Origin of the sequence: Kitasatospora sp. NPDC048545, assembly GCF_040651155.1 — a bacterium.
GTDB lineage: Bacteria > Actinomycetota > Actinomycetes > Streptomycetales > Streptomycetaceae > Kitasatospora.
The window spans coordinates 84346-96871 of record NZ_JBEZIQ010000004.1; the positions used below are offsets into that span (position 1 = coordinate 84346).

The 12526-nt window shown below is 72.2% G+C and carries 8 protein-coding genes and 1 pseudogene; 3 read left to right on the forward strand and 6 right to left on the reverse strand.

Annotated elements, in window-relative coordinates; translation table 11 throughout:
* A pseudogene (locus AB0D10_RS05925) lies at positions 1 to 387 on the reverse strand (hypothetical protein); the annotation flags it as partial.
* A gap of 133 nt (positions 388 to 520) precedes the next feature.
* Between AB0D10_RS05925 and AB0D10_RS05930 the strand changes: the two are divergent.
* Positions 521 to 871, forward strand: coding sequence for a DUF6368 family protein (locus AB0D10_RS05930; RefSeq protein WP_360252438.1), 351 nt, complete (start codon positions 521 to 523; stop codon positions 869 to 871).
* 72 nt (positions 872 to 943) lie between these two features.
* On the opposite strand, the gene AB0D10_RS05935 is transcribed toward AB0D10_RS05930, so the two are convergent.
* A complete protein-coding gene (locus AB0D10_RS05935) occupies positions 944 to 1429 on the reverse strand; it encodes an ATP-binding protein (protein ID WP_360251947.1) in 486 nt (161 codons plus the stop codon).
* Positions 1430 to 1709: 280 nt separating this feature from the next.
* Here AB0D10_RS05935 and AB0D10_RS05940 point away from each other — a divergent pair, with 280 nt between their 5' ends.
* Both AB0D10_RS05940 and AB0D10_RS05945 read left to right on the forward strand, forming a co-directional pair.
* Entirely contained in the window at positions 1710 to 2960 is a 1251-nt protein-coding gene (locus tag AB0D10_RS05940) for an XRE family transcriptional regulator (protein ID WP_360251950.1), read from the forward strand.
* A complete protein-coding gene (locus tag AB0D10_RS05945) occupies positions 2957 to 3469 on the forward strand; it encodes a GNAT family N-acetyltransferase (protein ID WP_360251953.1) in 513 nt (170 codons plus the stop codon). Before AB0D10_RS05940 ends, AB0D10_RS05945 begins: the two co-directional genes overlap by 4 nt.
* A 90-nt stretch (positions 3470 to 3559) precedes the next feature.
* Here the strand turns inward: AB0D10_RS05945 and AB0D10_RS05950 are convergent, their stop codons facing one another.
* The 4 genes from AB0D10_RS05950 to AB0D10_RS05965 all read right to left on the reverse strand — a co-directional run bounded on the left by AB0D10_RS05950 (position 3560) and on the right by AB0D10_RS05965 (position 12465).
* Complete coding sequence (locus AB0D10_RS05950; protein WP_360251956.1) at positions 3560 to 4255, reverse strand: hypothetical protein; 696 nt, start codon at positions 4253 to 4255, stop codon at positions 3560 to 3562.
* Positions 4252 to 8541, reverse strand: a complete 4290-nt coding sequence (locus tag AB0D10_RS05955; RefSeq protein WP_360251959.1) for an NEW3 domain-containing protein — start codon at positions 8539 to 8541, stop codon at positions 4252 to 4254. The genes AB0D10_RS05950 and AB0D10_RS05955 overlap by 4 nt, the downstream gene beginning before the upstream one ends.
* 37 nt (positions 8542 to 8578) lie before the next feature.
* On the reverse strand, positions 8579 to 11062 hold the full coding sequence (locus tag AB0D10_RS05960) for a discoidin domain-containing protein (protein WP_360251962.1): 2484 nt from the start codon (positions 11060 to 11062) through the stop codon (positions 8579 to 8581).
* Positions 11063 to 11352: 290 nt separating this feature from the next.
* The gene (locus AB0D10_RS05965) at positions 11353 to 12465 is read right to left on the reverse strand and encodes a LacI family DNA-binding transcriptional regulator (protein ID WP_360251965.1); all 1113 of its coding nucleotides are present in this window, start codon (positions 12463 to 12465) and stop codon (positions 11353 to 11355) included.
* Positions 12466 to 12526: the final 61 nt, after the last annotated feature.

Sequence of the window (12526 nt, forward strand, 5' to 3'; positions counted from 1 at the left end):
TCTGCTGCTGTACGAACTCGTGATCACCCACCCCGCCGGGATCGGCGACATCGAACACACCGTCGCGGACGTCTGGTTGGCCGTATTACCGATCGAATAGGCCACACCCGTACCGGCGCAGCCGCTGCTGCTGTACGAACTGGTGATGACCCAGCCCGTCGGGATCGGCGACATCGAACACACCGTCGCGGACGTCTGGTTGGTGACATCGGCGATGGAGTAGGCGACACCGGTGCCGGGGCAGCCACTGCTGCCGTACGAGCTCGTGATCACCCACCCGGCCGGGATCGGCGAGTTGGAGCATATGGTCGCGCTGCCGGTGAGCCGCTGCGGGGCGGCCTGCGCCTGCGCGGTTGCGGCGGTCATCATGCCCAGCAGCATCAGCACGACCGTCACCAGGTTCGGGACGTGGTTCCGTAAGGTCTTCAATTCCGGCCTCAGATCTTCTCGACGCTCTATGAGTGCACTGTTGTGCGGATGAGGTGAACGATTGGCACACTGCCTCTTCACCTCGGCCGACATGGTGCCAGAGTCGCTCCAGTGGCACCAGAGTGCCCCGAGAACCGCCACCCTCGCCGGAGTTCGCCATTCCGCCCCAGGTGACCAGCGGCTTCACGGGCAGCCCCTGGACTCCCCCACATGTCCGGTCCGACCTTGGTCATCGATCTCTCCGAGCCCCTCTCCCCCGCCTCCGTGCTGGACGTCATCGGCGGTGTCGCCAAGGCCGAACTGGCCGGACGGTCAGAAGACCGTGATCGCCGGCCTCCCCGGCCTGCTCGGGATCACCGACGACGGCTGGGACACCGCCCTGGTCACCGCCGGGTTCCTCCGGGCCTGGGTCCGGCGGCCGGGGTTCCGGCTGCTTAAGTGACAGCGCAGGCACCGACCGGCCCCAACGTGTCCCGGCCCTGAGAACTCCCGCCGCGGTTCGGCGGTGCGGGCGTCACACCACCGCCATTACCGAGCAGAACTCCCGCGCCACGCCCCAGCCGTGGACAGTGACGGCACCCGGCACCTCGCCGGGTTCCAGGAATTCGAACCACACGACCTTGCCCGCCCCGGCCCGGTGCCAGCCCCACGAGTGGGCCAGAGCCTCGACGAGGACCAGCCCACGCCCGCTGGTCGCGTCGGGGCCCGTGTCGCAGCGCTCGAAGGCCGGTTCGGGATCCGACACCTCGACCCGCAGCCGCCCGCCCGACCGGCGGACGGTCACCGCACAGCGGGCCTTGGCGTGCTCCATCGCGTTCGCGATCAACTCGCTCGCACACAACTCCAGCTCGCGCAGCGATGCTTTGGGAAGGGGTACGCCCCAGGCCCGGACGATGTCCAGCACCAACCTGCGCGCAGGCGGAACCGCCTCGCCGTCCGGCGGGGCGTCCCATTCCAGGGGCACCGGAAACCGGGCGTTCCTCAGCGGGCTGACGATCATGTCCCACCCCACTGCTCCTCCTCACCGGGCACGAACCATCAGCCGAGGTCGGCGTTTCCGCTCCACCTCGCGGGGGCCACGACTGCCGACAGATGGCAGCGCAGCATGGGGTGTGGCCGGTGTGCCGCCACCCGGCCTGCCCCACGCCCCACTCAACTCCTGTTCGTCGCCCACGGGGAGTGAAAGACCGGGTCGGCACGGGCACCCCCGGAGGGAAAAGTTGACCTTTCCTTTACAGAGGGCCGCGTGCGCTCCGCAACCGTCCGGATACGCTCAGGCCATGGGTGACAATCCCGAACTACGCGCCTTCATGGCAGATCTGGGGCTCACTCGGGCCGCCCTGGCGCGCTTGGTCAACCGCGAACTCGCTGCCCTCGGGTGTCCGGGTACCCTCACGGTCAGGACAGTGGGGACATGGCTCTCGGGACAGTCACGATGGCCTCAGGGCAGAATCCGTACCGCGCTCGAACGCGCGCTGAAGCGAACGCCCGAGCAACTCGGCTTCATCCCACCTCGCGCCGCCCGACCCCAAGCACCACCGGAGGAACCCGTGCTCCGCCGCAATTTCCTCGCCGCATCGGCCGCCGCCTTCCCGTCCGCCCTCGTCCTCCGGGGCCACGCCGTCGGTCACGGCGACGTCGATCGGCTCAAGGAGAGCCTCCGCACCCTCACGGCGCTCGATGACCACCGAGGCGGGCACGGATCACTTGAGACGGCTGCGCTGACCGGCGCCGGCCAGGCGCTCGGCATGGTGGACAGGACGATCAGCGAGGGCGTCCGGCGGCGGCTCTACAGCCTCGCCGCCGACTACACCGCCACTGCCGGGTTCTCCTGCATCGACGACCGCCGACTGGCGCACGCCGAACGGCATTTCGACATGGCACTGCGCCTGGCCGGCCTCGGAAATGATCACGTCACCGCGCTGCGCGTCTTCAACTGCCTCTCCATGGTGGGCTACCAATCCAACAGACCGTCGGTCGCCCTGTCAGCCGCCCGGGCCGCCCAGGACTCCCGGGCGGCCCGCCGTGATCCACTCCTTTCCTCACTCGCCCACGCCCGCGCCGCCATTGCCCACTCCACCACGGGCGACCGGCAGGCCGCCCTGCGCTGCCTTGGACATGCCCGTGACGCACTGGGTCGCACGGACAGCCGAGAGCGTCCGACGTGGACCGACTTCTACGGGTCGGCCGAGCTGTTCGCGCTGAGTGCCGTCGTCCATCAGCACCTCGACGACAACCCGGAGTCCGAGAGCGCGTCACATCGCGCCCTGGCCGGGATCCCATCGCAGTTCCGCCGCAATCGCGCCTCCGCCACCGCCCGCCTCGCGCTTGCTCAGCTCGGACAGGGAGAATTCGAACAGGCCACCGGCACCGCCACCGGTGTGTACGCCCTGATGGGCTCCGACCCGCTTCCGCCCAGGTTGCGCACCCTCCTGGGCGACTTCCATCGCGGCCTGATCACCCTGGCACCGACCTCGGCGGTTGCGCGAGAGTGGACGGACCGAGTGCACGCCCAGGGAGAAGACCAGTGACCATAGCCCTCCGCCGCTACGAAGCCGACAACATTCCCGCCGACCACACGCAGCTGCTCATCGACGTCCACGCGGACGCATACCGGGGACAAGCCGACGACCCCTTCGTTCAGCGCTTTCCCTGGTTCGCCAAACACTGGACGTCCCGGCCCGGCTACAGCTGCGTCATGGCCTACGACGAGCGTGAGCCGGTCGGATACTGCTACGGCGCTCCGCTTGAGGACGGCCGCGAATGGTGGCGTCGGCACATGCCGCCACCCGCCGACACGTCCACGTTCGCCGTGTCCGAGGTCATGGTGCGCCCCGACTGGCGCAAGCGGGGCATCGCCGAACAGGCGCACGAGGCGCTACTCGCCGGACGGGGGGAGGCCCTGGCCGTGCTCTACGTCGACGTCACCCACCCTCGCGTCCAAGCAATGTACGAGGGCTGGTCCTACCGGAAAGTCGGCGAGCACCGTCCGTTCGAAGACGCGCCGCTCTACGCCGTCATGGTCCGCATCCTTCGGTAGCAGGCCAGTCCCAGCCTGGCGGGATGGTCTGCCCGCCGTGTTCGGGGCGAGCGCGGCGGGCCTGGCGAGCGCGGGGCCGGACCGGTGGCCTCAGTGGCGGTGGTGGTTGTCGGGTTGGGCGGGGTCGCCGGGGTGTTCCAGTCCCTCGACCAGGGTGAGGCGGCGGGCTCGCTCCCGGTCCAGCCAGCGGACGAAGGCGGCCCGGCGGGCGGCCTCGCGCAGGGTGGGGGTGGGGTCGGGGTCCCGGGGGATGACGAGGGTGGCGAGGAGGGTGGCCTTCCAGGGGCCGACGGTGACCCACTCGCCCGGCGGTGCTGCGCGGAGGGCTTCGGCCAGAGCAGCAGGAACGGTGTCGGGGTCGGCTTCGAAGCCGCCGTCGGGGAGGGCGATGTGCCAGCGGGTGGCCGGAGTTCGGGCGGTCATGGCCCGGTAGTGGGCGACCTCGGTGGGTGCGGGCTCGATGTCGGCCGTCACGGATGCGTAGACGGCGCGGACGGCCGGGCTGCCCTCGTAGGCGGCGGCCGTGATGGAGCCGAGTTCGACGGCGGCCTGCTGGTCGAGGTGGGCGGTGCCGGAGGAGGCGACGGCAAGACCGCGTTCGGCGGCGACCGCTTCGCACAGGGCTTCGGTGAGGAGCACTTGGGCGACCCAGCGGGTGAGCTGGCGGTCCTCCGAACTTCCTTCCTGCGGCAGGGCGGTGGCGCGTGGGCCGGTGCGGAGGGCGGCGAGGCGGTGGTCGAGTGCCGCCCGTGGGAGGGGCTGTCCGTCGAGGAGGCCGAGGGTCATGCCTCCACCACCAGGGCGACGGTCGGGGCGTACTGGCAGCGGCCGAACCACATGACTTTGGCGAGGGCCCAGTACGAGCCCGGGTCGGTGGATGCGGGGGCGGCGACGGCGATGTCGACCACCGTGGAGGACCCGGCCGGGACGGTGAAGCCGCGGACGGGGTCGGGGAGCGCCTGCCAGGTGCCCCAGGGCGAGACCAGTTGCAGTTCTCCTCGGATCTCGCCACGCGTGCGGTTGGTGAGGGTGAGACTCAGTGTGTCTCGGCCGCCGGGGGGCACGCGCACGGTCTCGTGGGAGACCTCGACGTCCAGGCCGGTGTCCCGGCCCGTGGCCGCCTTGGTGCCCTGGGCGGCCGTCCAGTCCTCGGGGGTGTCGCCGGCGACGGGCAGCAGGGACAGCAGGTCGCCGACGGCGATGGTGACGACGTCCTCGATCTGCTGCCCGTCGTGCTCGATCCGGACGGCGGCGAAGTGCAGCCCGGGTTCGGCGTCGGCGGGTGGGGTGAGGGTGACCGGGAAGCGCAGGGCCCCGCCGGGTTCGAGCCGGTACGGGCGGCTGCCGAGGGTGGTGTCCCAGCCTTCGGGTGGCAGCACGACGGCCGTTCCCTCGACCGCCGTGTCCCGCAGGTGGGAGGAGAGGGCGACGGACAGCGTGACCGCCTCGCCCGCCGTCCGCAGCAGTCCGGGCGAGGCGCCGACGGACACCGGCAGGTAGCCGAGCGGCGCCGGGCCGCGGTTGTGCAGCCAGTAGCGGGCGTGGACGGGCTGGGCGGGTTCGGCGACCGGGCCGAGGACGGGGCCGTCGGCCGGGGCGGTGACGGCGGGGGTGGCCAGCAGGGTGGCGATCCGGGAGCCGGGGAGGTCCGGCTGTGCGGTGGCGGGGCCGAGCGGGCGTTCCAGCAGGTCGGCGGGGCGTGCGTCGCCGAGTCCGAGTGCGCCGCTGAGTCGTGCCGTCCGTCCGAGCCCGGTGGATTCGACCAGCCGGAGGGTGAGTTCGGGTCCGCTGTCCCGTGCCGAGCCGTGCGCGATGGGGTTCCCGGCCGGTTTGAGCGCGCCGAGCAGGACTTCGCGCTGCGGTTCGACCCGCAGCCAGGAGAGGGTGGCCGGCAGCGGGCCGTTCTGGGCCGGGACGATCCGGGTGTACAGCGGGTGGTTGAACTCCTGGCCCTGTGCGGGCAGTGTCTGGTCCCGCCAGTCGCCGCTTCCGGCGACCAGGGCGTAGGTGAACTCGTGTGTCCAGTGCTGGAGTTGGAAGGAAGCTCCGTCGGGCAGGGTGCGCCGGGGCGGGTCGATCCAGACGCCGGAGGGCCAGCCGGTGCAGGAGCGCATCAGGGACAGGTGCAGGGCGCCGGTGGTGTCGACGGCGAATCCGGGCAGGCCGAAGCTGAGCAACGCCACGGTGTGGTCGGCGAGTTCGTCGGTGACCGCCGTCGGGCAGACGGCGGTGATCCGGGCGTCGGCCAGGTCGTCGGCCAGCGCCGCGGGGTCGGTGACGATCAGCGCGGGCAGGGCCCGCAGGTCGCGCAGGTCGGCGTCGGGCCGCCAGACCTCGGCGAGTGGGGTCAGGGCGGGCACCCAGACGGCGCCGTGCGCCTTCAGGACGGCGGCGTACTCCTCGCCGGCCCGCTCGATCAACTCCCGTGCCGCGTCGTTGACGTCGGGCGTGCCGACGACGATCCGGAAGTCGGGCAGGTTGGAGTCGACGTCCAGCCAGCCGTACCGCGCCCAGTCCGCACCCGAAGTGGTGGCGGTGACTCCGACCCGGGCGAGCGCAACCACCAGGGGCCGGGCGTCGGCGGCGTCGTCCAGCATCGGGACGACGACTTCCGCCACGCCGAGGGCGCGGGAACCGGTGGCCGCCCCGGAGGGGTCGGTGAGGTCGGCCCGCGCGGTGGCGCCGAGCCCGAACCAGGTGTTGGCCGGGTTGTCCAGGGTCCACGGTGCTTCGGCCGCGTCCACGTCCGGCATCGCGAAGCCGCGTCCGATGACCGCCCCGGCGACTTCGCTGACGGGCAGCCCGCCGGGGACGTCCACGGGGAAGCGCAGCCGCCACAGCCGGTCGGCGCCGGAGTGGTCCAGGACCCGGGTCCGGCAGTCGACCCGGTCGAGCCCGCGCCACAGGGTGACGGTCTGCCGGTACCGGACGGAGTCGACCGTGCCGTCGATCACCAGTCGCTCGCCGAGCGGTCCGGTCTCCCGGCGGACCGAGGCGGCGCCGTCGCCGGAGCCGACGACCGGTCCGCTGGGGACGAGGTGCCAGGGGCCCTCACCGAAGTCGGGGTGCTGCGGGTACTCCTCGTACACGCGCAGTTCGTTGCCGATCCGGCCGTCCTGGATCAGCTCGCGTCGGTGCCGCAGGTCTCGGACGGAGCTGAGGCCGCCGCCGCGCGCCGGGTCGGCCGTGACCCGGTACCGGCCGTTGGCGATCGCGCAGCCCTCGGCCGGCGTCCACGGCTCGACCGGGTCGCCCTCCGCCAGCCGCCAGGTGCGCCAGCCCAGCGCGGGCACGTCGGCGGCGAGGAACCGCAGTGTTCCCCGGTCGACGAAGCTCGGCACCGCCTCGCCACGGTCGTCCACCACCCGGACCGCGCCGGTGCCGTCCGGCAGTTCGACCGAGACGAGGTCGGTCCGGTCGAAGGACAGCGTGTTGGTGACCACCACGGCGGGGGCGTCTCCCGCTGAGCCGTCCCGGGCCGAACCGCCCGGGACCGGACCGTCCTGCGCCGGACTTTGCTGCGACGGACCGTCCGAGAACGGACTGTCCTGCGGTGGGCCGTCCCCGGCCGTGGCGATCCGGCCCGTGAGCGCGTCGAGCGCCGCGTCCCGGACGGCGGTGGCCAGGTCGTACGCCTCCCGCCAGCCGCCCAGCAGGTCGAGGTACACCTGGTCGGATTCGGAGCCGGTGATCGCGTCGTGGTGGGCGCCGTAGGCGAGGTGGCGCCAGACCTTGTCCAGCGCGGCGGCCGGGTACCGGCCGAGGCCGTGGACGGCGGCGAGCGTGGCGAGCTTCTCGGCGTCCACGGCGGCGACCTCGCCGGCCCGTTGGGCCTGTTTGGTGTCGATGTACGAGACGTCCTTGCCGGTGTACACCGGGTTCATGTCGCGGGTCTGCGGGCTGGGCCGCCGTCCGGTGGCGGCGAGTTCGGCCCGGACGGCGTCGAGGAAGTCGCGCGGGGTGGCGCAGACGAACCGGGGCCAGAGGTACTTGGCAGCCCAGGAGCGGTGGATCTCGGTGACCCACTTGTTCGGCGGCGTGTAGTCCGTCCCGACGGGCAGCAGCAGGTTCTTGGTCGCGCCGACCGGCTTGAGCTTGCGGTACAGCTCGTGGACGGCCCGTTCGGCGGTGGCGAGGTCGGGCGAGGAGTCCATCCACCAGCCGGCCGAGTAGTGGTGCGGCATGTAGTGGGTGAGCACACCGTCGCCGCCGGGGGCGATCCACTCGAACTCGCTGGGGAACTGCATCACCCGGGCGTCGTCCTTGGCCTCGCGGAAGTTCTTCTGGATCGGTCCCCACTGGTGGAAGGGGCCGCGGGCCCAGGCGCTGCCGGTGAGGCCGGCCGCGGCGAGGTGGCCGGGGAACTGCGGGTCGTGTCCGAACACGTCGAGCTGCCAGGCGGTCCGGGGGTCCCCGCCGAGGATGTCGCGCTGGTAGCCGATGCCGTGGACGATGTTGCGGATGGTGGTCTCGGCACCGGTCAGGTTGGTGTTGGGCTCGTTGTACGTGCCGCCGACGAGTTCGACCTGTCCGCGTTCCAGCAGCAGTCGCAGCGTCTCGCGGCGTTCCGGGTGCTGGTCGAAGTACGGCTTCAGGTAGTCGACTTCGGCCAGGACGAACTTGTACACCGGGTCCCGGAGGGCGAGGTCCAGGTGCGCGTCGACGAGTGCGAAGCCGTTGCGCTCCCAGAGCGGACGGGTGGTGGCGTCGGCGGACAGCAGTTCCCACGGGGAGGTGTAGGCGGCCTGGGTGTTCCACCAGACCGGGTCGTAGTGGAAGTGCGAGACCAGGAACATCGTCCAGCCCGGTTCGGCGACCTCCAGCAGGGCTTCGGCGCGGGCGCCCCCGGCCGCCACGGTGACGGGAATCCGGTCCCCGGGCCGGGCGTCGGAGGTGATCTCCAGCGGGACCTCGACCGGCCCCGTGCCGGTCGCCTCGCCGTGGACGCCGGGGCCGCTGACGGCGATCCGGGCGGCCGGGCCCCCGGTCGTCACCCGCAGGATCTGGCGCGGGGCGTCCTCGGGGCCGACGAACAGGTCGGTGTTCTCGACGGCGGTGATGGTGACCGGCACGGGGTGGTTCCTTTCCGGGGGTCCGATCGGGCGGGCGCTACGCGCCCCAGGCCTCGAACTCGTAGATGCGGGCGGCCGGGTCGGTGGTCTGGGTGGGTTTGGTGACCACCAGGCGGACGTAGCGGGCGGTCGCGCTCACCGGGTGGGTGGTGGTGCCGGACGTGTTGCCGGCGACGTCGGCGACCGTCGTCCAGGGGTCGGTGGTGGTGGACCGGACCTGGATGGAGAAGTCGCGGGTGTTGTACGAGGAGTTCTCGCCGCCCGCCGCAGCGTGCTTGACCACGAACCTGGACAGCTGCTTCGCCGAACCGAGGTCCACCTCAAGCCACTTGGCGGAGCTCAGGGTGCACCACTTGTCGCCGTTGCCGCCGCTGACGCTGCCGTTGACGGCCTTGGCCGGGCCCTCGTCGGCGTTGCACCGGCCGGAGGCGGTGGCCGGGCGGTTCAGCGCCAGGTTGGTCGAGGTCGGCGGGGTGCTGCTCCAACTCACGCTCGTGGACGCGGCGTCGGACCGACCGAAGGTGGTGGACACCGCCTCGACGTCCAGCGTGGTGGCGCTCTCGCCGCCGGCCCGGTCGAGGCGTCCGACGAAGTACGCGTCGTTGGGCGTCGCACCGAGGAAGGTCCGGCTGCCGTCCGCGTTGCGCCGGTACACCTCGTAGTGGTGGACGTTGCCGCCGGGCGCCGCCGTCCAGGACAGCCGCAGCGACTGGGCGGTGCCCGGCGTCACGTCGCTCGCGCCGAGCACGGTGAGCCCGGACGGCGCCGCCGGTTTCTCCACCGCTCCGTCGTAGAGGGTGAGTTGGCCGACCCGCAGGTCGTACGAGGGGTCGGATCCCTCGACCCGCAGCGCCAGCTGGGCGATGGTGCGGCCCGCGTACGGGGAGAGGTCGAGGGTGTGGCGCTCCCACCTGGTGCCGGCGTCGGCGCCGACGTCGATCGTGGTGAAGCTGTTCGGCGCGTCGGTGAAGGCGATGGCGGCCTTGAGCTTGGTGGGCCCGGCCGCCGGGGTCTTGACCACCAGGTCGAGTTTGGTGGTCGCCGCGACCGGCAGCCTGGTCTGGTACAGCCGGACGGTGTTGGCGGCGTCGAGGGTGCCGGTCAGTCGGAGCGAGGATCCGCCCTGGTAGGCGTCGGTGAAGTCGACGGAGGGGGTGAGCCTGCTGCCGGCCGAGTCGACCACCCAGCGGTAGGTGGGCGGCACGTCCTGGAGCGAGAGGTTGTTCCAGCCGCCGGTGGCGACCCGGGTGCCGCCCGCGTTGTAGAAGTCGCCCTGCCCGGTGTCGAAGGTGGTACTGAAGGGCTTGGCGGTGATCGGCGAGGATTCGGCCACGTAGCCGGCCAGGCCGGGCCAGCTCGCCGAGGTGTCGATCCGGGAGGGGTCGCCGGCGGCGCCGACCCAGTAGCGGGAGTCCTTGGCGTAGAAGTCGGCGCGGTCGGTGGCCGACTTCCAGGTCCACTCGGGGCGGTAGAGGCCGAGCGAGGTGGTGTGCGGCTTGCCGGCCGGGAAGAGGGTGTTCCAGTCCACCCCGGTGTTGTAGCCGTTGGCCTCGGTGTCGATGCCGGAGTAGAGGTCGTACTCGTTGCGGCCGAGCTGCCGGGCCAGGCTCCGGGAGGAGTTCAGGCCACTCGCCGACCAGTCGAAGTTCAGGAACATCGAGTCCGAGGTGCGCTTCGAACCATCCTGGAGGAAGGGCGAGTTGGCGGAGGTGAGGGCGTTCTGCCAGTTCACGGCGCCGGAGGTGGTCATCGCGTCGTACCACATGAACTCGGTGCCGCTCTGCGCCTTGGTGTACTGCATCAGGTTGCGCAGCTCGCCGGCGAGGGCCGAATCGCCGCCGCCGGTCTCCTGGTTGATGAACCAGCCGTCGAAGCCGTAGTACTGCGCGGCCTGCACGAGCTTGTCGGCGACGGGGTAGCGGCTGCCGGACTTCCGGACGAAGTCGCGCACCCACTGGAGCTGGCCGCCGTACGCGCCGGGCGGGAAGAAGACGGTGCCGTAGACCTTGACGCCGTTGCGGTGGGCCGCGTCGATGACGGTCGGGTTGGGGGCGAGGATCAGGCCCTCGCCGGCCGATCCGCCCCAGAACACCAGCTTGTCGACGTACTGCCAGTAGCCGAAGGCGTAGTAGTCGGTGCCGGCGGAGCCCTGCGAGGGGTTGTTGGACGTGGGGCCGAAGGAGACCAGCGAGGCGATCTTCCCTTCGCCGGCACGGGCGTTGGGGTTGGCCCTGAGCGCCGGGTCGCTGGTGCGCGGCTGCAGCGGGACGCGGGAGCGGTTGAAGCGGGCGTCCGGGTCGGTAGCCGGGTCCCAGGTCAGGATGCTGTCGGGGTACCAGTACGAGGCGAAGGGCTGGTTGCCCTGGCCGGCCGCTGCGGGTGCCGCCACCGGACCGGCGGCGGACGCCGAGCCGGCGGCGGGCCCTGCGACGGGTCTCGGCTCGGCCCAGGCCGAGGGGGTGGAGGTCAGTGCGGCCGTCGCGAGGGCGGCGCTGAGCAGCAGGGGGAGGCGTCGTGACATGCGGTGGCTCCGATCGAGCGGAGGGGGTGGGAGCGGGCCCCGTCTCGTACGGGGGTCCGGGTGCATGCGGGCGGTGCCGGTGCTCGTGATGCTGCCGGAACGAGTGGATCCGGGCCGGGTGGATCCGGAACGGGTTGGGCCGGAATGACTGGGTCCGGGCCGGGTGCGTCCGGACCGGGCGTGGGTCGTCGCTCGTCGCCGCTGCGGCGGTTCCTCGACGTACGGGCACAACGGGAGCCGGACGGAGAGCGGCGGAGCGCGCCGAGCGGGGGCCGCTCGGCGCTGCGAGGCTAAACCGGTTCAGAACCGCTGTCAACGACTCGCGCAGCAACCACCCCGAGGGGTGAGCCGGCGCCGGAGCGGACGGCGGAATCCGCCGGCCCGGGCACGCCGGGCGGCGAGGTGGACTCCCGCACGGTGAGCCGCGGCGTGGGCATCTGCAGGTCCCGCCCGGGCCCTGCCCCGTCCAGGGCCTCCAGCAGGCTGCGGGCGACCTGCTCGCCGAGCGCGAACGTGTCCCGGCTGAGCGCGGTCAGCGGCGGGTGGACGATCCGGGCGAGCACCGAGTCGTCGAAGGAGACGATGGACAGCTCGCCGGGCACCGCGACGCCCATCTCCCCCGCCACGCCGAGCCCGGCGACGGCCATCACGTCGCTGTCGTACACGATCGCGGTCGGCCGCCCGGCCCGGGAGAGCAGGGTGCGGGTGGCGGCCGCGCCCTCGGCGTCGCTGAAGTCGGTGGGCACCGACACGGCGTCCTCCAGGCCGAGCCGGCGCGAGGCGTCGCGCAGCGCGCGGATCCGCCGCTGGGTGTGCTGGAAGTGCGGCAGCCCGGCGAGGTGGGCGATCCGGCGGTGCCCGATGGCGGCCAGGTAGTCGACGATCGAGAGCATGGCCTCCCGGTCGTCGGCCCAGATCCGCAGCTGGTTGCCGCCCTTGCCGGGCCCGCCCAGCACGACGGCGGGCAGCCCGAGTTCGTCCAGCACCGGCAGGCGCGGGTCCTTGACCTGGAGGTCGACCACGATGAAGCCGTCGACCCGGTGCTCGGAGGCCCAGCGGCGGTAGACCTCCGTCTCGGCGGCGGTGTCCTCGACCACCATCAGGTGCAGCGCGACGGAGCCGGCCGAGAGCACCGCCTGCAGCCCGGAGAGCAGCTGGCTGAAGAACGGCTCGACGCCGATGGTCCTGGCCGGGCGGGCGATCACCAGGCCGACGGCGTCGGCCCGGGCACCGCCGAGGGCGCGCGCGGCACTGTGCGGCCGCCAGTTCATCTCCTCCGCGACCCGCAGGATCCGGGCCCTGGTCGCCTCGCTCACGCCCGGCCGGCCGTTGAGCGCGAAGGACACCGCGCCCTTTGAGACACCGGCCTGGCGGGCGATGTCGGCGATCGTCGGTCTGCCCACAGAACCCGAACTCCTCTCTTGACATCCAAGTTTAGGCGGGAGCATAGTCCCTGCCATAGCT